At 48.6% G+C, this 19,192-nt stretch carries 20 protein-coding genes and 2 tRNA genes; 13 read left to right on the top strand and 9 right to left on the bottom strand.

The features are described 5' to 3' along the window. Window positions 1-9: 9 nt before the first annotated feature. The 7 genes from EDC56_RS13300 to EDC56_RS13270 form a co-directional block, all read right to left on the bottom strand. A complete protein-coding gene (locus EDC56_RS13300) occupies window positions 10-333 on the bottom strand; it encodes a TusE/DsrC/DsvC family sulfur relay protein (protein ID WP_123713065.1) in 324 nt (107 codons plus the stop codon). A 4-nt stretch (window positions 334-337) separates the two neighbouring features. Continuing rightward, window positions 338-616: a sulfurtransferase complex subunit TusB gene (gene tusB, locus EDC56_RS20120; RefSeq protein WP_123713064.1), complete on the bottom strand. Its 279-nt coding sequence runs from the start codon at window positions 614-616 to the stop codon at window positions 338-340. 1 nt (window position 617) lies between these two features. Continuing rightward, complete coding sequence (gene tusC, locus EDC56_RS13290) at window positions 618-977, bottom strand: sulfurtransferase complex subunit TusC (RefSeq protein ID WP_123713063.1); 360 nt, start codon at window positions 975-977, stop codon at window positions 618-620. Window positions 978-982: 5 nt separating this feature from the next. Next, window positions 983-1,375 carry a sulfurtransferase complex subunit TusD gene (tusD, locus tag EDC56_RS13285; protein ID WP_123713062.1) on the bottom strand — a complete coding sequence of 131 codons (393 nt, stop codon included), beginning with the start codon at window positions 1,373-1,375 and terminating at the stop codon, window positions 983-985. A 75-nt stretch (window positions 1,376-1,450) separates the two neighbouring features. After that, window positions 1,451-2,119 carry a Bax inhibitor-1/YccA family protein gene (locus EDC56_RS13280; RefSeq protein WP_123713061.1) on the bottom strand — a complete coding sequence of 223 codons (669 nt, stop codon included), beginning with the start codon at window positions 2,117-2,119 and terminating at the stop codon, window positions 1,451-1,453. A 199-nt stretch (window positions 2,120-2,318) separates the two neighbouring features. Beyond that, a tRNA-Ser gene (locus tag EDC56_RS13275) sits at window positions 2,319-2,409 on the bottom strand. A 156-nt stretch (window positions 2,410-2,565) separates the two neighbouring features. Beyond that, window positions 2,566-2,656 (bottom strand) — tRNA-Ser (locus tag EDC56_RS13270). A 238-nt stretch (window positions 2,657-2,894) separates the two neighbouring features. Here EDC56_RS13270 and EDC56_RS13265 point away from each other — a divergent pair. Both EDC56_RS13265 and EDC56_RS13260 read left to right on the top strand, forming a co-directional pair. After that, window positions 2,895-4,259, top strand: coding sequence for a sodium-dependent transporter (locus EDC56_RS13265; protein ID WP_123713060.1), 1,365 nt, complete (start codon window positions 2,895-2,897; stop codon window positions 4,257-4,259). A gap of 181 nt (window positions 4,260-4,440) precedes the next feature. Continuing rightward, entirely contained in the window at window positions 4,441-5,802 is a 1,362-nt protein-coding gene (locus EDC56_RS13260) for a sodium-dependent transporter (protein WP_123713059.1), read from the top strand. Window positions 5,803-6,112: 310 nt separating this feature from the next. Here EDC56_RS13260 and rne read toward each other — a convergent pair whose 3' ends face one another. Beyond that, complete coding sequence (gene rne, locus EDC56_RS13255; protein ID WP_211333687.1) at window positions 6,113-9,097, bottom strand: ribonuclease E; 2,985 nt, start codon at window positions 9,095-9,097, stop codon at window positions 6,113-6,115. A gap of 574 nt (window positions 9,098-9,671) precedes the next feature. On the opposite strand from rne, the gene rluC reads away from it, so the two are divergent. Genes rluC through EDC56_RS13240 form a run of 3 tightly spaced genes read left to right on the top strand, consistent with a single transcriptional unit; the run spans window position 9,672 to window position 12,320 of the window. Beyond that, window positions 9,672-10,622 (top strand): 23S rRNA pseudouridine(955/2504/2580) synthase RluC, encoded by a 951-nt coding sequence (gene rluC / locus EDC56_RS13250; protein WP_123713058.1) that lies wholly within the window; start codon window positions 9,672-9,674, stop codon window positions 10,620-10,622. Window positions 10,623-10,677: 55 nt separating this feature from the next. Next, window positions 10,678-11,343: an HAD-IA family hydrolase gene (locus EDC56_RS13245; protein ID WP_123713057.1), complete on the top strand. Its 666-nt coding sequence runs from the start codon at window positions 10,678-10,680 to the stop codon at window positions 11,341-11,343. A 17-nt stretch (window positions 11,344-11,360) separates the two neighbouring features. Next, window positions 11,361-12,320, top strand: coding sequence for a S49 family peptidase (locus tag EDC56_RS13240; RefSeq protein ID WP_123713056.1), 960 nt, complete (start codon window positions 11,361-11,363; stop codon window positions 12,318-12,320). Here EDC56_RS13240 and EDC56_RS13235 read toward each other — a convergent pair. Then, window positions 12,317-12,916, bottom strand: coding sequence for a Maf family protein (locus EDC56_RS13235; protein WP_123713055.1), 600 nt, complete (start codon window positions 12,914-12,916; stop codon window positions 12,317-12,319). The two genes, EDC56_RS13240 and EDC56_RS13235, sit on opposite strands and share 4 nt — an antisense overlap. A gap of 117 nt (window positions 12,917-13,033) precedes the next feature. On the opposite strand from EDC56_RS13235, the gene EDC56_RS13230 reads away from it, so the two are divergent. The 8 genes from EDC56_RS13230 (at window position 13,034) to pabC (ending at window position 19,186) form a co-directional block, all read left to right on the top strand. Further along, the gene (locus EDC56_RS13230) at window positions 13,034-13,570 is read left to right on the top strand and encodes a YceD family protein (RefSeq protein ID WP_123713054.1); all 537 of its coding nucleotides are present in this window, start codon (window positions 13,034-13,036) and stop codon (window positions 13,568-13,570) included. 15 nt (window positions 13,571-13,585) lie between these two features. Continuing rightward, complete coding sequence (rpmF, locus tag EDC56_RS13225) at window positions 13,586-13,768, top strand: 50S ribosomal protein L32 (protein ID WP_123713053.1); 183 nt, start codon at window positions 13,586-13,588, stop codon at window positions 13,766-13,768. Window positions 13,769-13,770: 2 nt separating this feature from the next. Next, on the top strand, window positions 13,771-14,778 hold the full coding sequence (gene plsX / locus EDC56_RS13220; protein WP_245980702.1) for a phosphate acyltransferase PlsX: 1,008 nt from the start codon (window positions 13,771-13,773) through the stop codon (window positions 14,776-14,778). 34 nt (window positions 14,779-14,812) lie between these two features. After that, window positions 14,813-15,766, top strand: a complete 954-nt coding sequence (fabD, locus tag EDC56_RS13215) for an ACP S-malonyltransferase (RefSeq protein WP_123713341.1) — start codon at window positions 14,813-14,815, stop codon at window positions 15,764-15,766. A gap of 20 nt (window positions 15,767-15,786) precedes the next feature. Next, the gene (fabG, locus tag EDC56_RS13210) at window positions 15,787-16,530 is read left to right on the top strand and encodes a 3-oxoacyl-ACP reductase FabG (RefSeq protein WP_123713052.1); all 744 of its coding nucleotides are present in this window, start codon (window positions 15,787-15,789) and stop codon (window positions 16,528-16,530) included. Between the two features lie 163 nt (window positions 16,531-16,693). Next, on the top strand, window positions 16,694-16,930 hold the full coding sequence (gene acpP / locus EDC56_RS13205) for an acyl carrier protein (RefSeq protein WP_123713051.1): 237 nt from the start codon (window positions 16,694-16,696) through the stop codon (window positions 16,928-16,930). 100 nt (window positions 16,931-17,030) lie between these two features. Continuing rightward, window positions 17,031-18,272, top strand: a complete 1,242-nt coding sequence (gene fabF, locus EDC56_RS13200; protein WP_123713050.1) for a beta-ketoacyl-ACP synthase II — start codon at window positions 17,031-17,033, stop codon at window positions 18,270-18,272. A gap of 47 nt (window positions 18,273-18,319) precedes the next feature. Continuing rightward, window positions 18,320-19,186 (top strand): aminodeoxychorismate lyase, encoded by an 867-nt coding sequence (gene pabC, locus EDC56_RS13195; protein WP_123713049.1) that lies wholly within the window; start codon window positions 18,320-18,322, stop codon window positions 19,184-19,186. Window positions 19,187-19,192 lie beyond the last annotated feature (6 nt).

Below are 19,192 nucleotides of genomic sequence, written 5' to 3'. Positions count from 1 at the left end.
GATTAATTGTTACAAGCAGTTATCGGGTTTAGGTAGCCCGGCAATCTTACTGCATAGCTTAGCGGGGCTCTCAGGAAACAATTGTAGTAGGTAGATGCTGTTGCCCTTGTCTGCACCGAGCTTGAGCTTTATGTATTTCACAAAAGGTCGCATTGCAGGCGAGAGCTGATACTCGTTATAGAAATCACGTAGGGCGTAAATAACTTCCCAGTGAGCGTTGGTCAGGGTTATTCCTTCGGAGCTTGCGAGTTGTATTGCGGCCGTCTCGTTCCAGTCCGCTAGATGTAAGAGGAAGCCGTGTTGATCGAGTTTAAGGGTTGCCTGGCTTGTCATTAGCTTAAAACCAACTTATTGATTTGTTGTGGGTGCTTGTTAGGGTAACAAAGCCAGCATAATCAACATCAGGTAGCTTTGTTTTAATACCCCGGGCAACTCTGTCAGTAGCCAAAACGAAGACGGGGCAGCTAAGCGTATTGATAAGCTCAGCTGCTTCACCCTGGCAGCTGTATACTCCTTCCCCGATAAGCAGTAGCGTGTCGTCTTCGGCAATATAGTTGAGGCATTCTTTGAGAGCTGATCCGTGATAGGGCGATTGGCTAACGATATGTAGGGTCATGTTAAAAGCTCAGAATCTGGTCGCAATCTTTAATTAAGCGCTTAGCAAGCTCAGTGTCGATGCATTTAGCTGAAAGGGCGATTTGTTGGGGGGGGATGCCGCGTTGCGACAGCGAATCCTGGTCGATATATATATCTTCGATATCGTAGAGCGAGAGAGCTTGTAGGTTTGCCTCAATTGATTTGCTAGCAATGGCTTCGCTTTGTTGATTGCCGACTGCTTGCCAAACCCCTTCACCTGTAAAAAGCAGTTGAATACGCTGTTCAAAGACGGCCCCTGCTAAGGCGGCGTCAATAGCCTCCTTGCTAAGGTTAGTTTGGTAAGGTGAGTGTCGTAGGATGAAAAGCAGTGTCTTTGTCATGGATATTACGCCCCGAAAGAGATGTGTCGATCTGCTTTGATAGTCGCATCGATGAGCTGACCAAGTCCGGAAAGAGTGAATGCTGGCCCTAGGTTGTGGCTGAGTTTGTTCCAGCGTCCTGCTTCTTGCTCGTCTAATATGCCGCGCTTGAGTGCTGCGGCAACGCAGATAACTAAGTCGAGGTTATGCTTCTCCGCGAGCTGCCTCCAGCCATCATATAACGATGACTCATCTTGTGGTGGGGTCGCTAGTAGTGAGGCGGTATGTACAGCGTCATGATAGAAAAAAACGCGTAATAACTGATGCTCGGAGGCAAGAAGGGCTTCACTAAAGCGGAGGGCTGTGAGGCTAGAGGGGTTGCCATAAGGCGAGCCGTAGATGGCGATGCTATAAATCATAGACAAAAATAATGGCGGGTTGGGCCGCCATTATAACTGAGTCTAGTGTGTGCTCAAAGCACTGTCGAAATGTCCTTAGTCGTCGCTGGTTGCGCCAAGCAGGGCAAGTAGGTGGACGAAAATGTTGTAAACATCTAAATACAGGGAAACCGTAGCGCGGATGTAGTTAGTTTCGCCACCGTGAATGATGCGGCTGGTGTCAAACAGAATGAGTCCAGACATGATCAGTATTATTGCTGCAGAGAGTGCGAGGCTGAGTGCAGGAATGCCTAGAAAAATATTCGCTATGCCTGCAATGACAGCAACAATTAGGCCGACCATAAGGAAGCCGCCCATAAAGGAAAAGTCCTTCTTGGTGGTCAGGACATAGCCAGAGAGGGTGAAAAAGATAAGTGCGGTGCCACCTAGTGCTTGTAGTACAAGTTGTGGGCCGTTGTTGAATGCAAGATAATGGTTAAGCATGGGGCCGAGTGCCGCACCCATAAGGCCGGTGAAAACAAATGTGGCAATAATACCTTTACTGCTGTCCGCTGTTTTGTTGACGACAAAGATCATGCCGAAAGAGAGTAGTGAGCAGACCAGGGCCCCCATCTGACTAAGCCCCATTGCCATGCTGATCCCAGCAGTTACTGCACTAAATAGTAGCGTCATGCTGAGTAGCATATAAGTGTTCTTTAATACCTTATGAGTAGGTATTGACGCATGATCAGCAGTGCTGCTGTGCATATAAGGTGCGTTAGCCATTTTCGTTCTCCATAATTGAAATGCTTCTACCAGTAATAATACTGGCGAGTTGCGTGAATTCAAGGGGTAAAGGAGGAAAAAGGCAGCTTCTTCGTGAAGAAAAGATATAAAAATAGCTGGATAGCAACTCAGTAGTGGTAGTAGCTTGAAAAATAAGCCATAAAAAAACCCAGATGAGAATCTGGGTTTTTAGAATTAATGGCGGAGGAGTAGGGATTTGAACCCTAGAAGGGCTATTAACCCTTGCCGGTTTTCAAGACCGGTGCATTCGACCACTCTGCCACTCCTCCGCAGCAAGTAGGGCGCATTATACTTATCGGGAATATGCTGGCAAGCCCTTTTCATTGCTTTTTTAAAGAATTTGATAAATATAGTGTTTTCGCTACAGACGGCTGACGATTGGCCAAAAAAAAACCCAGACAAACTGCCTGGGCTTTTAGAATTAATGGCGGAGGAGTAGGGATTTGAACCCTAGAAGGGCTATTAACCCTTGCCGGTTTTCAAGACCGGTGCATTCGACCACTCTGCCACTCCTCCGCAGCAAGTAGGGCGGCATTATACGTATCGGTGATATCTTGACAAGGCTTATCTGTAAATAAAACTATAATGACAAGGATGGCTATACCGTTTGGTAATAGATGATGCTATAGCGGTGACGTACCGCGCCATGTTGATACTCGTCAATGTTATTGTGTGTGGTCTATGAACAATAGCCTGCCTAGAGTTAATGACAGACTGTGGTTAGCAAACTGAGAATAACACTTCGGAATAAATTATGGGTTCAGCGTCAACAAATTCAAGCGCGGTAACGACACACTGGGGAAGTCGGTTGACCTTTATCCTTGCTGCCACAGGGTCGGCGGTAGGTTTGGGTAATATATGGAAATTCCCGTATATGGCTGGAGCTAATGGTGGTGGCGCATTTGTCATGATGTACTTGGCTTTTATTGCAATCATTGGCGCACCTATGTTGATGAATGAGGTAATGGTTGGGCGCGCCATGCGTCGCAGCCCTATAGGCTCGATGCTGAAGATGACAGAGCAATATGATATTGCAAAATTCTGGCGTGCGATTGCATGGATGGGAACAATTGCGGCTCTTGTTATTATGTCGTTTTACAGTGTCGTAGCAGGCTGGGCGCTTGATTATATTTTTAAAACGGGAAGCGGCTTATTCAGCGGAAGAGATGCTGAGTTTGTTGGTAGTGTTTTTAGCCAGGAGCTTGCTGCACCGGTGAATATGATGTTCTGGCACTTTATCTTTACTGCTCTGACAGTGGGGATCGTCGCTGCGGGGGTTATTGATGGGCTGGAGAAGGCGCTGCGTTTCTTGATGCCGCTGCTGTTTTTATTGTTGTTGTTAATGGTGGGTTACTCTCTGGCTACTGGAGATGTAGCTGCTGGCTTGGGTTTTTTGTTTACTTTTAAACCTGAAGACTTGAGTTGGGGGGCGGTTTTGTCGGCGCTAGGGCAGGCTGTCTTTACCTTAAGTGTTGGTTGTGTCTCTATGATGGTATATGGCTCTTATATGGCCCCTGGGCAGAAACTCGGCTCTACTGCCGTTTCAGTCGCGTTGTTAGATACATCTGTAGCGCTTCTTGCTGGTATTGCGATATTTCCTATTGTCTTTGCTCACGGTATAGAACCTGGGGCTGGGCCCGGCCTAGTCTTTGTCAGTCTCCCAATTGCCTTTGCAGATATGCCTGGCGGGCAGTTTGTTGGAGCCCTATTCTTCATTTTGATTGCTGTGGCGGCAGTGAGCTCATCAATTTCCCTGCTCGAGCCTGCGGTAGCAAGAATGACAGAGGTGTTGAATATGTCTCGTGCAAAGGCGACCTTAATTGTGGGGAGTTGTACTTGGCTTTTGGGGGTCGGCTGTGTACTTTCATTTAATGCGTGGTCTGATTACACCATTGCAGGAAAAGGTTTGTTTGACTTGCTTGATTACATAACGGCAAATGTGTTGATGCCCCTTGGCTGTATGCTGATCGCGCTGCTAGTGGGTTGGGCATTGCCAAGATCCTTTGCGCGGGGGCAATTGTCAGAGCTGTCTCAGAGGCATTTTGCGCTTTGGTACTTTATTACGCGTTATCTTGTCCCTTTTGGGGTTGGCGTTATCTTCTTGTTCAATCTTGTTTAATTGTAAGGAAGTCTACCTTTTGTAGGGAGTGATGCTTATGCGTCACGCTCTGCTTGTTGTTGAGATGAATAAGTTGAGATGAATAAGTTGAGATGAATGATTTGTGCGTACGTTGGCGCTTTGTTGATGTGACAAGGTCTTGTGCGTTTGTGTTAATTTGAATTTATGAAGAGGCTATACTATGGCGTTAGAGAGTACGACTGAGGGGGCGTCGCTGCACTGGGGGAGTCGTCTTACGTTTATTTTGGCGGCGACTGGTTCTGCTGTTGGTTTGGGTAATATCTGGAAATTCCCTTATATGGCAGGCGCAAACGGTGGCGGTGCTTTTGTTTTGATGTACTTAGTGTTCGTAGCCATTCTTGGTGCTCCGATGCTGATGAACGAAACAATGGTTGGTCGAGCTATGCGCCGAAGCCCTGTAGGGGCCATGCACAAGCTAACAAAGCAATATAAAATATCGTCTTTCTGGCATTCAATTGCTTGGCTAGGGTCTATCGGTGGCGTAATGGTAATGGCGTTCTATAGCGTCGTTGCTGGTTGGTCGCTGGATTATATTATTAAGACAGCCTCGGGTCTTTTTAATGGTCAAAATGCTGAGTTTGTTGGCGGCGTTTTTGGCGATGAGCTGGCAAATCCAGTTAACATGTTATTTTGGCACTTTATGTTTACGGCGTTGACCGTGGCAATCGTGGCTGGTGGCGTTGTTAAGGGGTTGGAGCGTAGCCTGAGGTTTTTGATGCCCGTGTTATTTGTGCTGCTATTATTGATGGTCGGCTACTCATTGGCTACGGGGGATGTACAGGCGGGGCTGAGCTTCCTCTTTACATTTAAGCCTGAAGATTTGAGCTGGGCGGCAGTTTTGTCTGCATTGGGTCAGGCTGTTTTTACTCTCAGCTTGGGTTGTGTTTCGATGATGGTTTATGGTTCGTATATGGCGCCAGGTCAGGCGCTAGGGCGAACAGCTGTTGCAGTGGCACTATTGGATACAGCAGTCGCTTTGTTAGCGGGTATCGCAATTTTCCCCATTGTGTTTGCTCATGGTATTGAGCCAGGGGCAGGGCCGGGGTTGGTGTTCGTGAGCCTGCCGTTGGCGTTTGCGCAAATGCCAGGCGGTCAGTTTATTGGTACCTTGTTTTTTGTACTGATTGCGGCAGCTGCGGTAAGCTCCTCGATTTCTTTGATTGAGCCGGCGGTAGCGAGACTGGTTGAGCGTCACTCCCTTTCGAGGTCAAAGGCTACCATGGCGGTTGGTGGTGCGGCATGGGTGCTGGGGGTTGGTTGTGTTCTGTCATTTAATGTTTGGTCGGGCTTTACTGTTGCAGGGAAGAACTTCTTCGATATCCTCGATTATTTGACGGCAAATATATCAATGCCCTTGGGTTGTATGTTGATTGCGCTGTTGATCGGCTGGGTGCTACCCAAGCAGTTTTCTCGAGAACAGTTATCAGACTTATCGCCTGCAGGTTATAGTGTTTGGTTGTGTATAACGCGCTATATTGTGCCCATTGGTGTTGCTGTAATATTCTTCTTTAACTTGATCTAACAAGTCCTTATAGCTTTAAAGAGGCCGTCATGCCATTGGGTTTGACGGTTTTTTTATGTCTGTAACGGTGAGAGTGGTCGCGTTTGAGAGAAGCCTGAGGTGTGTTTAAGTCACGATATACAATAGTGGGATCGAAGAAGGGGGGGAATGGTAGCGCCTTTTGTTGGCGTTAGCGCTTTGGCTGCGCTGGGTAGGCGTTATAGGGTTTGTTTTGTTGGAGGGGTGATCCCTTTTGTGATATCTGGAGGGGGAATTAAGAAATGAAAAAGGGCTGCCAATGGCAGCCCTTTTTGATGGTGGTGCGTTTTTTCTAGCGCTTATTCCTTGGGTCGTTAGGCGCACGAACCTTTGTTTTGCTAGGAGCCGAAATTTCCTGTCGCGGGGGTAGTTTATCTTGCCCGGAGTACGACACTGATGAAACCGCAATGGTGACGGGTTTCGATCTACGGCGAGGGTCGTTGCTGGCGCGAGTTTGTTCCTGTGGTGCTTCGACAGGTGCTGCCTCTGCCGCTGCAGGTGCCGGTGCTTCGACAGGTGCTGTCTCTGCTGTTGCAGGTGTCGCTGCTTCGACAGGTGCTGTCTCTGCTGTTGCAGGTGCCGCTGCTTCGACAGGTGCTGTCTCTGCTGTTGCAGGTGCCGCTGCTTCGACAGGTGCTGTCTCTGCTGCTGCAGGTGCCGCTGCTTCGACAGGTGCTGTCTCTGCTGCTGCAGGTGCCGCTGCTTCGACAGATGCTGTCTCTGCTGCTGCAGGTGCCGCTGCTTCGACAGGTGCTGTCTCTGCTGCTGCAGGTGCCGCTGCTTCGACAGGTGCTGTCTCTGCTGCTGCAGGTGCCGCTGCTTCGACAGGTGCTGTCTCTGCTGCTGCAGGTGCCGCTGCTTGGACAGGTGCTGTCTCTGCTGCTGCAGGTGCCGCTGCTTGGACAGGTGTTGTCTCTACTGCTGCAGGTGCCGCTGCTTGGACAGGTGCTGTCTCTGCTACTGAGGTTACTGCCTTTGCTGTTGGTGCGGCATTGTGCTCGGCTGCGCTAGCATTTGACTCTGTGCTTGTCGCTGCATTGCTGTTGCTGTTTCTGTTTCGCCCTCTGCTTCTTCGGCGACGGTTGTTGTTCTCGCTTGTAGTGGCGCTTTTGCTTTGCTCTTGCTCTTGCTCAGCTTGCGCTGCGGGTTGATTGTTTGCGCTTTTGTCTGATTGCTCAGATGTTCGATTGGCTTCGCTGACTCGCTCACCGCGTCGACGTTGCTGTGGAGAGCGACGCTTGTTGGCGGGTCTGCGTTGTGGGCGTGCTCCTTCGGCTTCATTGCTCTGTGTATTGTTTTCAGTCTTTCGGTTGTCGTTGCGTTGAGTTCGCTCGCTATCTTGGCGTGCATCATCATTGCGTTGAGGTCGCTCGTTTCGAGCGTTGTCGCCGTTAGTTGTGCGTTGATTATTGCGGCCGTGATCGTTGCTCGAAGAGCGGTTGCGGTTGCGGTTACGGTTGCGGTTACGATCGTTTTGGCGAGGTTTTGCTTTGTTTTGCGTCGGCTTTTCCTGAACCTCCTCTTCGTGCTCGGCTTCGAAGAGAGTGCCGATGGCTTTGGAAAGACGCGTAAATAGCCCGGCCTTGGGTTTGCTTTCGCGTTTCTCCGCTTTCTTCTTGCTTGTTTTTGGTGTTGCAGCAGTAGGGGTGCCATTTATGGGGGGCGTTGGCGCGACAGGTGTTGTTGTTTGGACCGCGGCTACCTGAGGTTGTGCTGGAGCGGGTGTGGCTTTTATCTCACTGCTTTCCTCGGATTGTTCGAGATCGATCGAATAGCTTAGCTGCTGTACTGAGGCAAGGCTGTTGTCGTCGCGAAGTCGCTGCACGTCATAGTGAGGGGTCTGCATATCGGGTTTGCCGATGACCAATACTCGTGTGTTGTTTCTGACCTCTATGTCATTAATAAGTCCACGCTTCTCGTTAAGTAGGTAGGTGGCAACCTTAAGGGGGACGATGGCGCGAATTTCAGCGCTGCGCTCCTTGTTAGCCTCTTCTGCTAATAACCGAAGAATCGACAGTGAGAGTGATTTGGTGTCACGGATCGAGCCTTGACCATTACAGCGAGGGCAGACTTTGGCGCTCGTTTCACCAAGGGATGGGCGCAGGCGCTGACGTGACATTTCTAATAGGCCAAATCGAGAGATGCGCCCTATTTGTATTCGTGCCCGGTCCATACTGAGGGCATCGCGGCAACGGTTTTCTACTTCGCGCTGGTTTCTTTGGTTGGACATATCGATAAAATCGATAACAACGAGCCCGCCCATGTCGCGAAGTCGAAGCTGCCTTGCAATTTCGTCTGCTGCTTCCAGGTTTGTTTGCAGGGCTGTCTCTTCTATGTCGCTGCCGCGTGTGGCGCGGGCAGAGTTGATGTCGATAGAGACGAGAGCTTCTGTTGGGTCGATGACAATAGAGCCGCCAGAAGGGAGCTGCACTTCGCGTTGGAAGGCTGTCTCAATCTGGCTTTCAATTTGGTAGCGATTGAAAAGCGGTACAGGGTCTGAATACTGCTTGATGCGGCTCTGAAATTGAGGCATGACTTGTGAGACAAACTCGACGGCTTCGTTGTAGGCCTCGGGGCTGTCGATCATTACCTCGCCAATGTCATCGCGCAAGTAGTCTCTTACTGCACGAATGATAACATTGCTTTCTTGAAGTAATAGCGTTGGGGCGGGAAGCTTTTGAGATGCAGTTGTTACTGACTTCCATAGGTGAAGAAGGTAATTCAAGTCCCATTGAAGGTCTTCTGCTTCACGTCCGACGCCTGCCGTACGTACGATGACGCCCATACCTTTTGGCATTTCTAGAGAGTTTAAAGCTTCGCGAAGCTGAGTTCTCTCGTCGCCCTCGATGCGACGTGAGATGCCGCCTGCGCGAGGATTGTTGGGCATAAGTACAAGGTAGCGACCTGCGAGAGAGATGAGCGTTGTCAGGGCTGCGCCCTTGTTGCCTCGCTCTTCTTTGTCAACTTGTACGATGACTTCGGTGCCCTCTTTGACGAGATCCTTAATGCGCATTCGTCCACCAGAGTCACCTGGAGGTTTGCAAAAGTATTCGCGGGATATTTCTTTGAGAGGGAGAAAGCCGTGGCGCTCGGCACCAAAGTCTACGAAGGCGGCTTCAAGGCTGGGCTCGACTCGAGTGATCTTGCCTTTGTAAATGTTGGATTTCTTTTGTACTCGCGTACGATTTTCTATATCTAAGTCGTAAAGGCGTTGGCCATTTACCATTGCTACGCGCAGCTCTTCAGGTTGAGTTGCGTTGATAAGCATTCTTTTCATGCGTACCACATTCTATTCTGGGCAGGCACGGGATTGATAGGCTTGTAAATTGGCGCCGAGGTTAGAGTCCGTTACTGTAATACAGTGTGTTCAGCAACCTTAAAAAAACAAAGGCGCTTAGTGGGTTACAGTCTTTTCGCAATAACTAATCAGCAAAAGTTGACGTTACGTTAGGGGCTGTAATTTGTTACCACGTCATAGGTCTTATGCATGCAGCCTAATCGTTGCGCCCCGTGGGCCGCGTGTGGTTTCCTGCTCTAAGTCGTGCCGCAATAGCAAGCGGGCTCAATGCCCCTGCGTTGCTGTTGATGCAAATATTCTATCTTGTGAGATCGGCTGGCGCTATAGAGAGAGCGGGAGCTTGGCTCGTACGATAAAATCGTTAAAAAACATTGATCTTCGGCTGCAGGTTACCTGTGTGGTCAGTATCGATGCCTAACACAGTCTAGCAGCGACGTAGTCTATTAATGGTTGCTACGCGCAGAGGCTAAAAAGCCATAATCTCAAAGACCGGAGGACTATAACAGTAATCAGCATAGGCTTCAAATGCTTGTGAACGTGGTATGATATCGATATGAGTGAAGTTAAGCCTACACCGGGCAAAGGTGTTTTTTTTATAGAAGTTGATGCTGAGTATGAGGGTCAACGTGTTGATAATTTTTTACTGTCTCGTTTGAAGGGGGTGCCTAGGTCGCGTCTTTATAACCTATTGCGTAAAGGAGAGCTTCGCGTTAATAAGAAGCGCACTAAGCCAAGTTACAAGCTTTGTGAGGGTGATTCAATTCGTGTACCTCCAATTCGAGTTGCTGCACAAGGTGAAATTACCTCTGCAGGGGATGGCTTGCTGCGTCGCTTGTCAAATAGCATCCTATTTGAGGATGAAGGTTTGCTTGTAATCAATAAGCCTTCAGGCTTGGCGGTTCACGGTGGTAGTGGTGTCAGTCTTGGGTTGATTGAGGCGCTACGCCAGTTGCGTCCAGAGGCAAGATATCTTGAGCTGGCGCACAGGCTTGATAAGGGCACCTCAGGTTGCATAGTGATAGCAAAGAAGCGTTCTGTACTTAAAGAGTTGCATGCATCGTTTCGCGGCGATGGCATGGATAAGCGATATTTGGCCTTGGCGGCAGGCGACTGGCCTCGTCGTCGCTCGACGGTTTCGGTTGCGCTTCGGAAAATTGAGCAGCCAACGGGGGGGTGTATTGTCAAAGTGGCGGCTGATGGTAAGCAGTCTTGTACGCGCTTTGAAATCGTTGAGCGTTTGTCAGGTGCGACCCTAATTATGGCGAAGCCAGTGACGGGGCGCACACACCAGATACGTGTCCATGCTCAGTATGCGGGGCATCCTTTGGTTGGGGATGATCGCTATGGTGATCAAGAGGTGGATAAAAAGATGCAGCTTATCGGCTCTAAAAGGTTGTTTTTGCATGCTTGGCGTTTGAACTTTCGTGTATCGGGTAAGCGTATAGAAGTTGAAGCGCCTTTGCCTGAGGAGTTGGATAGACTGCTGGCTAAGTTGAGGTGTTGATCGCACTGCTCTGTTGCGATTAGCAAGTTATCTCAAAGTGGAGTTAGGGGAATGAGTGCTGTATATCTTTGATTGGGATGGGGCTTTAATTGACTCGGCTGACAAGATTGTTTGTGCGATGCAGGCAGCCATCAATCAGCTTGGGTTGCCGGTTATTACAGATGATGAGATTAAAGCAATTATTGGCTTGGGGTTGCCTGAGGCTATTGCGGTGCTGTATCCGGCGGAGAGGCTTGAGGCGAGGGAAGAGCTTGCTCGTCACTATTCGCTAGAGTGTGCAATGATTGACGAGAACGGTTTGTGTGATGTTTTTCCTGAGGTTAGAGAGGGGTTGGGGTGGTTGTTAGAGCAGGGGTATACCTTGGCGGTAGCAACTGGAAAAACAAGGAAGGGGCTGGATCGGATGTTGCGAAACCATAATATGTCGCATTACTTCTCGGCGACACGTTGTGTGGATGAGACGGCGTCGAAACCAGATCCTAAAATGTTGCTTGAGCTACTTGAGGAGCTTGGTGTGCCAGCTGTGCAGGCTGTTATGGTGGGGGATACGGAGTACGATCTTGCCATGGCAAAGGCGGCGGGAATTAAGTCGTTAGGGGTGTCCTATGGCGTGCATCCGGTTAAACGTTTGTTGTCATGCTCGCCTTTAGCCGTTGTCGATAAGTTCAGCGAGGTGGTGGGGTATGAGATTTCTTGTGACCGTTGCTGCATGGCGGAATAGTTAAAGGGTAATAATACATGAGTAAGGGTGAGGTGGATCAGCAGTGGCTTTTAATTGAAAAGTTATTGCTAGAGCAGACTAAAGAGCAGCGAAGAGCACGCCGATGGGGTGTGTTTTTTAAGTGTTTGGCGTTTGTTTATGTTTTTGTTGGCTTGGCGCTGTTTTTGCCGTTTTTAAATGTTGGCTTGTTTGCTGGTGCGAAGGATCATGTGGCGCTGGTTTCGATCAAGGGGGTTATTGCTGATGATCAGGAGGCAAATGCCAATGCAATTGTGGCTGGTTTGCGCCGTGCTTTTGAGGCTGGTGATAGTAAAGCGGTAATTGTTGCAATTAACAGCCCTGGCGGCAGTCCGGTGCAGTCGGGTTATGTCTACGATGAAATAGTTCGTTTGCGTTCACTCTACCCTGAGAAGAAGGTTTATGCGGTGATCTCTGATATTGGTGCTTCTGGTGCCTACTATATCGCAGCTGCTGCGGATGAAATATATGCCGACAAGGCAAGTCTTGTGGGTTCAATAGGGGTTATCACTTCTGGGTTCGGCTTTGTTGGCTTGCTTGAGAAGCTAGGAATTGATCGTCGCTTGTATACTGCAGGTGAGAATAAAGCGCTACTGGACCCTTTCGTGCCTCGTCAGGAATCGCAAACGCAGTTTTGGCAGGAGGTGTTGGCGATAACTCATAAGCAGTTTGTGGCGGCCGTTAAGAAGGGGCGTGGTAATCGCTTGGCTAGGGATCCAAAGTTGTTTAGTGGTTTGATATGGCCAGGGGAGCAGGCTTTGTCGCTAGGGCTGATAGATGGCTTGGGGAGCGCAGGGTATGTTGCCCGTGAGGTGGTGGGGGTTGATGAGCTTGTAGATTACTCTCAGCGAAAGAGTCCGTTGGCACGATTTGCTACAAAATTTGGTATGTCGTTTGCGGAGGGGGCTGTTGTAGAGTTGGGTGAGTCAATGCAAAAGTCTTCTTATCAGTTGCGCTAGATAAGGTTGCTTGCCTGGGGTGTGAGTGGGTTGATTCCTTCATTTCGTAGCAGGTTGCAAAGCTTTATGAGTGGTAGTCCAATTAGGCTGTTGTGGTCTGCGCCTTCTAAGCGCTCAAACAAGGTTATGCCGAGACCTTCGACCATAAAGGCGCCTGCACACTGAAGAGGTTTCTCGGTTTGGATGTAGTTTTCTATCTCAAGCGTGCTAAGCTCTCTGAAATGAACGGTAAATGTTGCGACATCTAGCTGGTAGGTGTTTTTTTTGCTGTTGAAAAGTGCGATACCAGTATAGAATGCTACCGCTTTGCCAGAGCACTGTTGCAACTGAGCTATTGCATTCTCGGTTGTGCCGGGCTTGCAAAGTAGGCTGTTGTCGCACTGAGCAACTTGATCGCTGCCAATAATTAGGTGGTTCTTAAAAAGTTTGCTAGAGGCTTTTGCCTTCTCAAGGGCAAGTCGCCTACAAAGATCTATTGGTCTTTCGTTAGGTAAGGGGGTTTCATCGATGTTGGGTGAGTGGCAGTTGAAGGGCAGTCTTAGGGTTGTCAGCTGTTGCTGTCTATATGAGGAAGATGAAGCCAAAATTAACTGCATTGCTTGCCTGTGTCTTTGATTAGTTGATCGTCGTTTATCATCTAATTATCATAAATATGCAGAGTTAGAGCAATATCTTTTGACAGAAGGCTCGTTGAGCCCTATGATTGCGCGCTTATGTTAGATGGGGTACTACCTAAGCATGCGGATTTACACAAATTCGCTGCTCAGGGGAAAGAAATAGAAGGGCAGGTTGAGGTATCTAAGATGCCGCGGCTATTGCTCTCGCTAGTTGATAATAGCGGTACTGTTTCGTATAAATTGAAGTTTGTTTTCGAACAGGGTCGGATTCCGACAGTAAGAGGGCAGGTTCAGGCGAACGTACAGATATTATGTCAGCGCTGCATGAAAGCGATGTCTCAGGATTTGTATTCTGATATTGCTATCGGAGTTGTTCGTAATGACGAGCAGGCCCAGCAGCTACCGCGCTCACTCGACCCTTTAATGGTGGAAAGTGATGAATCGGTTAGCTTGTTGGAGGTGGTAGAGGACGAGCTGATTATCAGTGTACCAGCCGCCAATTATCACGCCGAGGCAGATTGCGAATCGTCGGTAGGTTTTACCTCCCAAGACGATGACTATATTGAAAAAGTACCAGACGAAATTGATAATCCTTTTAAGGTATTAAAGAGCCTTAAAGGTAAATGTGACTGAGGAGTTTGACTCACCATGGCTGTACAAAAAAGTAAGGTAACCCGTTCAAGACGCGGAATGCGTCGTTCACATGATTCTCTGACCGGTCCTACCTTGTCAGTCGATTCTACAAGTGGTGAGACACATCGTCGCCACCATGTTTCTGCCGATGGTTTCTACCGCGGTAAGAAAGTTGTTGAAACTGGTTCTGACGACTAAGTTTGATTCGCATCGCAGTTGATGCAATGGGTGGGGACTTCGGTCCCCATTCTACTATTCCCGCATCAGTTTTATGTCTAGAGCAGGACGACAATCTTAGTATTGTACTGTTCGGTGACGAAAAAGTTTTATCTCCCTTCTTGGTTGGATTATCTAGCAAAATCTCCTCGCGCCTCTCGGTCGTGCATTGTACGCAATCAGTTGAAATGTCAGATCGCCCTTCTTATGCGTTGCGTAATAAGCCGGATTCATCAATGCGTCGTGCGCTTGAATCGTTACGTGATGGGAAAGTTGAGGCTTGTGTTAGCTCTGGTAGTACGGGAGCTCTAATGGGTCTAGGTTGCTACCTGTTGAAAACATCGCCAGGTATTGATCGCCCTGCTATTTGCACGGCAATACCTACTGTGACAGGTTATTCTTATTTGTTGGATCTGGGTGCGAATGTTGATACCAATAGTGATAGTCTCTACCAGTTTGCAATGATGGGTAGCGTGTTGGCTTCTGCGGTAGATGGTGTCGCGTCGCCAAAAGTAGCGCTGTTAAATATTGGCGAAGAAGAAGTGAAAGGAAATGAACAGGTTAAGCTGGCTGCTGCGCTTTTGTCGCAGGAGTCGATGATTAATTACGTCGGTTATGTTGAAGGTGATAACTTATATAGCGGCAGTGCTGACGTCATTGTTTGCGATGGATTTGTCGGTAATATTGCTTTAAAAACAAGTGAAGGGGTGGTTAAATTTATCTCTCATTTAGGTCGAGAGCTGTTCGGAAGTGGTGTTACTAGCAAGCTTCTTGCTGTCGCGGCAAAGCCTCTCTTCGATCGTTTGGAGAAAAGGATCAATCCGCAAAATCACAATGGCGCTTACTTTCTTGGGCTTCAGGGCGTGGTTGTTAAGAGTCATGGTAATGCGAGTGCGGAAGGATTTGCGCAGGCCATTCATCGGACGACCGAGTGCGTTAGAACGAATATGATATCGCTTTTGGATGAGCAGTTAGAGTTGTTGGCTCGCTGAATTCGAAAGTGTGGTTAAGTTTAGGGGTTATATCGTGAGTAATAAGAAGTTAGCGTTTGTCTTTCCTGGTCAGGGTTCGCAGAAAGTTGGCATGCTGTCAGAGCTGGCTGAGGCGTATCCTATTATCGAGCAAACCTTTGCGGAGGCTTCAGAGGTACTAGGTTATGATTTATGGGCGCTTGCTCAGAATGGGCCTCAGGATTCGTTGAATCTGACAGAAAAAACTCAGCCGCTTTTATTGACGTCAAGCGTCGCAATTTGGCGTGTGTGGATGTCGAAAGAAGGCGCTGCTCCTTCTATGTTGGCTGGGCATAGTTTGGGAGAGTTTTCTGCGTTGGTTTGCGCCGGTGTTATTGCGTTTTCTGATGCGGTTAAGCTTGTTCAGATGCGTGGTCAATTTATGCAGACTGCAGTGCCAGTTGGGGAAGGCGCAATGGCGGCAATCATTGGCTTGGCCGATGAAGCTATAGAGCAAGCTTGTAGTGAGGCGTCGGTCGGGGGAGTTGTGCAGGCCGTTAATTATAATTCGCCAGGCCAGGTTGTCATCGCTGGACACGTCGAAGCAGTTGATCGTGCTATAGAGCTCTGTAAAGAGGCGGGTGCGAAGCGTGCGCTACCATTACCTGTCAGCGCCCCTTTCCATACTGAACTGATGAGGCCAGCAGGTGTCAAACTAGCAGCTGAAATTGATAAGATCGATTTTCATGCTCCCCAGGTCCCTGTAATTCATAATGTTACGGCATTACCTGAATCGGACCCTGTGAAGATCAAAGCAGTAATGGTCGAGCAGATATATAGTGCCGTGAAATGGACATCTTGCGTAGAATACATGGTTACGCAAGGTGTTGAGCTGGTTGTTGAGTGTGGCCCGGGAAAAGTGCTTTCAGGGCTTTCAGGGCGTATCGATAAGAGTCTAAAGCGTGCGGCCTTTGCGACTGAAGATATCACGAGCCTTGATAAAGCTCTCGATGCGGCCAAAGCCCTTTAATTAATTTTGTGAGTATAACTATGAGTCTACAGGGAAAAGTTGCGCTGGTAACAGGTGCAAGCAGAGGGATTGGCGCGGCTATAGCTGACCAGCTTGGTCAGTTAGGCGCGGTTGTCATCGGTACTGCCACAACGCAGTCCGGGGCGGATAAAATCAGCGAACGCTTGTCTGCTGCGGGCGTTCAAGGTACTGGTATGTCGCTCAACGTTACTGATGCAGAGGCAGTGGTGTCAGTCGTCAAGCAGATAACTAATGATTTTGGTGCTCCTGTTATCCTTGTCAATAACGCCGGTATTACTCGTGATAACTTATTGATGCGAATGAAAGATTCAGAGTGGGACGATGTAGTCGATACCAATTTAAGTGCGGTTTATCGAGTATCTAAGGCCTGCCTTCGCGGTATGACGAAAGCTCGTTGGGGGCGCATTATTAACATTAGCTCTGTAGTGGGCTCTATGGGCAACCCAGGGCAGGCAAACTATTCTGCTACTAAGGCAGCGGTTCAAGGTTTTGCGCGCTCATTGGCCTGTGAGGTTGGCGTGCGTAATATCACTGTTAACTCTGTGGCGCCTGGTTTCATTGATACCGATATGACAAAGGAGTTGCCAGAGGAGCAAAGGGCTGCGCTTCAGGCGAATATTCCTGTCGGGCGTTTAGGTGCGCCAGAGGAGATTGCCTCGGTCGTTTCTTTTCTTGCCAGTGAGGGTGCTGCCTATGTGACTGGTGAAACCATACAGGTTAACGGTGGCATGTACATGTCATAGGGTTGGCAAACTGTTAAAAAGGTGTAAAATTCGACTCGAAATTGATTCGAAAGATTACAACAAGATGAAAATCCGAGTACAATTCGGGTTCTCAAATTATAGGGTGGTGAGGATTAATTCTGTTCGCCACCATAGAGATTCTAACTAGGAGTTAAAAACTACCATGAGTAGCATTGTTGATCGCGTAAAGAAGATTGTTGCTGAGCAGCTTGGCGTTAAAGAAGAAGAAGTAAAGAACGAGTCTTCTTTCGTCGATGATCTTGGTGCCGATTCTTTGGATACCGTTGAGTTGGTTATGGCTTTGGAAGAGGAGTTTGAAACTGAAATTCCTGATGAAGAAGCTGAGAACATTACAACTGTTCAGGCCGCTGTCGATTACATCGAGAAGAACCTTGCCTAATCTACACTTGTAGATTACGAAGCCGTTTCTATCCTATATAGAACGGCTTTTTTTTTAGCATATTGTATGCAGTTACGATCAATTAATAGGAGGTTATCTGGTGTCAAAGCGTAGAGTAGTCGTCACCGGTTTGGGCTTGATTACACCATTGGGCAATAATGTCGCCGATACATGGCGTGGCATTGTAGAAGGTAAGAGTGGTATTGCCCCTATCGAGCACTTTGACGTTTCAGATTTTACTACCCGCTTTGGTGGCTCGGTAAAAGACTTTGACGTCAGCCAATACTTAGCTATTAAAGATGCTAGGCGTATGGATATATTTATTCAGTACGGTATGGCAGCTGCTATTCAAGCTATTGAGGACAGTGGCCTTTCTGTTTCTGACGAAACTGCGCCGCGGATAGGTTGTGCTATTGGTGCCGGCATTGGGGGAATTGGCTCAATTGAGACGAGTCGAGATCTAATCAATAAGAGTGGTCCACGTAAAATATCACCCTTTTTTGTCCCTGGCTCAATTACTAATATGATTGCAGGTAATATTTCTATTAAGTATGGCTTTCAGGGGCCTAATATTGCAGTTACTACCGCCTGTACCACAGGTACGCATAATATTGGTATTGCCGCGCGCATGATTCAGCACGGTGATGCTGACGCCATGGTTGTTGGTGGTGCAGAAATGGCTACAACACCGGTAGGCTTGGGTGGTTTCGCTGCTGCAAGAGCGTTATCAACACGCAATGATGATCCGCAAGCTGCAAGCCGTCCTTGGGACAAAGATCGGGATGGCTTTGTTCTTAGCGATGGTGCTGGCATGTTGGTGCTTGAAGAGTATGAGTCAGCTAAGGCGCGAGGAGCAAAGATTTACGCTGAGTTATCCGGCTTTGGTATGAGTGCAGATGCCTACCATATGACGACGCCGACTGTTGATGGCAGTGGTGCTGCAGCCTCGATGACTAACGCGATTAACGATGCTGGCATTGAGATCGACAAGATCAATTATGTCAACGCACACGGTACGTCTACAGCTGCCGGTGATGTGGCAGAGAGCAAGGCCGTTAAGCTCGCGTTGGGTGAGGAAGCAGCCGCAAAAGTGGCCGTAAGCTCGACCAAGTCAATGATTGGGCATCTGTTGGGTGCAGCGGGCTCTGTTGAGGCGGTGTTCTCTGTTCTGGCTATTCGAGATCAGGTTGCTCCACCAACGATCAACTTAGATAATCCTGATGAAGGCTGCGACTTGAATTACGTTCCTCATACTGCGCAAGAGCGTAAGATTGAGGCGGTGTTGACGAACTCGTTCGGGTTTGGCGGGACGAATGGTAGCCTGTTGTTCGCCAAAATCTAATCGGTGATTAGGCGGCTATCTTGCCGCCTAATATCATGAGCTAACATATGTTTGCAGCTGACTTCCCTACGCTAGTCAACGGCCAGCGCACTGATAGTGTTGCCGTCACTGACAGAGCATTCTCCTACGGTGACGGCCTCTTTGAAACGATAAGGGTTTGTCAGCGATCTGTTCCCTTACTTCCCTATCATATTGAGCGTCTAAAGCGCGGTTTTGCTGTACTTGGTTTTTCTGGCGTTGACTTAGAGTTGGTCGAGTCGGAAATTATGATGGCCGTAGCGCAAATGCCGGCTGATGAAGGCGTCGTAAAGCTTATTGTCAGCCGTGGTAGTGGTGGACGTGGCTATCGACCGCCTATTCAGCCCGAGTATCAGCGAGTAGTCCAGTGCTCCGCGCGGCCAGACTATTCTCAACAATTAGCAGGTATCAGTGTTTTTCTTTGCTCTACACGGTTACCTGAAGCTTTTGGTCTCGCAGGGTTAAAGCACCTTAATAGGCTGCCTCAAGTCATGGCTAGAAGAGAGTGGCACGACGCTAGCTTTGGCGAAGGCTTGATGCAAGATAGTCATGGCTGTGTTGTAGAGGGCACACAAAGTAATGTTTTTTGGTTGTCTTCAGGGCGGCTGTATACTGATGGTTTGGTTCTTGCGGGGGTTGCCGGTGTGGCGCGAGAGTTGTTGATAAGAGAGGTTGCGCCTGCTCTTGGTATTGAGGTGTGTTTTTCTCGTATTAGTTTTAAGGAGCTGTTACAAGCAGAGGGCATGTTTGTCTGCAATAGTGTGATGGGTATCGCACCGGTAACGTCAATAGCTCAGCATGGACAAGATGATATTATATCATTTGGCGCAGAAGAGGCGCTTGATGCCATACAACAGTTACAGAGTTCGCTGGAGGTATATTACCGTTGCGAATGAGCATCA

Origin of the sequence: Sinobacterium caligoides, assembly GCF_003752585.1 — a bacterium.
Lineage (GTDB): Bacteria > Pseudomonadota > Gammaproteobacteria > Pseudomonadales > Sinobacteriaceae > Sinobacterium > Sinobacterium caligoides.
The sequence above is the reverse complement of the archived record's forward strand: the minus strand, read 5'-3'. Positions and strand labels throughout refer to the sequence as shown.

What these genes read in the sequence shown, in the direction of transcription:
- EDC56_RS13300 (WP_123713065.1), bottom strand. Translation starts at nt 333, where the DNA reads ATGACAAGCCAGGCAACCCTTAAACTCGATCAACACGGCTTCCTCTTA.
- tusB (WP_123713064.1), bottom strand. Translation starts at nt 616, where the DNA reads ATGACCCTACATATCGTTAGCCAATCGCCCTATCACGGATCAGCTCTC.
- tusC (WP_123713063.1), bottom strand. Translation starts at nt 977, where the DNA reads ATGACAAAGACACTGCTTTTCATCCTACGACACTCACCTTACCAAACT.
- tusD (WP_123713062.1), bottom strand. Translation starts at nt 1,375, where the DNA reads ATGATTTATAGCATCGCCATCTACGGCTCGCCTTATGGCAACCCCTCT.
- EDC56_RS13280 (WP_123713061.1), bottom strand. Translation starts at nt 2,119, where the DNA reads ATGGCTAACGCACCTTATATGCACAGCAGCACTGCTGATCATGCGTCA.
- EDC56_RS13265 (WP_123713060.1), top strand. Translation starts at nt 2,895, where the DNA reads ATGGGTTCAGCGTCAACAAATTCAAGCGCGGTAACGACACACTGGGGA.
- EDC56_RS13260 (WP_123713059.1), top strand. Translation starts at nt 4,441, where the DNA reads ATGGCGTTAGAGAGTACGACTGAGGGGGCGTCGCTGCACTGGGGGAGT.
- rne (WP_211333687.1), bottom strand. Translation starts at nt 9,097, where the DNA reads ATGAAAAGAATGCTTATCAACGCAACTCAACCTGAAGAGCTGCGCGTA.
- rluC (WP_123713058.1), top strand. Translation starts at nt 9,672, where the DNA reads ATGAGTGAAGTTAAGCCTACACCGGGCAAAGGTGTTTTTTTTATAGAA.
- EDC56_RS13240 (WP_123713056.1), top strand. Translation starts at nt 11,361, where the DNA reads ATGAGTAAGGGTGAGGTGGATCAGCAGTGGCTTTTAATTGAAAAGTTA.
- EDC56_RS13235 (WP_123713055.1), bottom strand. Translation starts at nt 12,916, where the DNA reads ATGCAGTTAATTTTGGCTTCATCTTCCTCATATAGACAGCAACAGCTG.
- EDC56_RS13230 (WP_123713054.1), top strand. Translation starts at nt 13,034, where the DNA reads ATGTTAGATGGGGTACTACCTAAGCATGCGGATTTACACAAATTCGCT.
- rpmF (WP_123713053.1), top strand. Translation starts at nt 13,586, where the DNA reads ATGGCTGTACAAAAAAGTAAGGTAACCCGTTCAAGACGCGGAATGCGT.
- fabG (WP_123713052.1), top strand. Translation starts at nt 15,787, where the DNA reads ATGAGTCTACAGGGAAAAGTTGCGCTGGTAACAGGTGCAAGCAGAGGG.
- acpP (WP_123713051.1), top strand. Translation starts at nt 16,694, where the DNA reads ATGAGTAGCATTGTTGATCGCGTAAAGAAGATTGTTGCTGAGCAGCTT.
- pabC (WP_123713049.1), top strand. Translation starts at nt 18,320, where the DNA reads ATGTTTGCAGCTGACTTCCCTACGCTAGTCAACGGCCAGCGCACTGAT.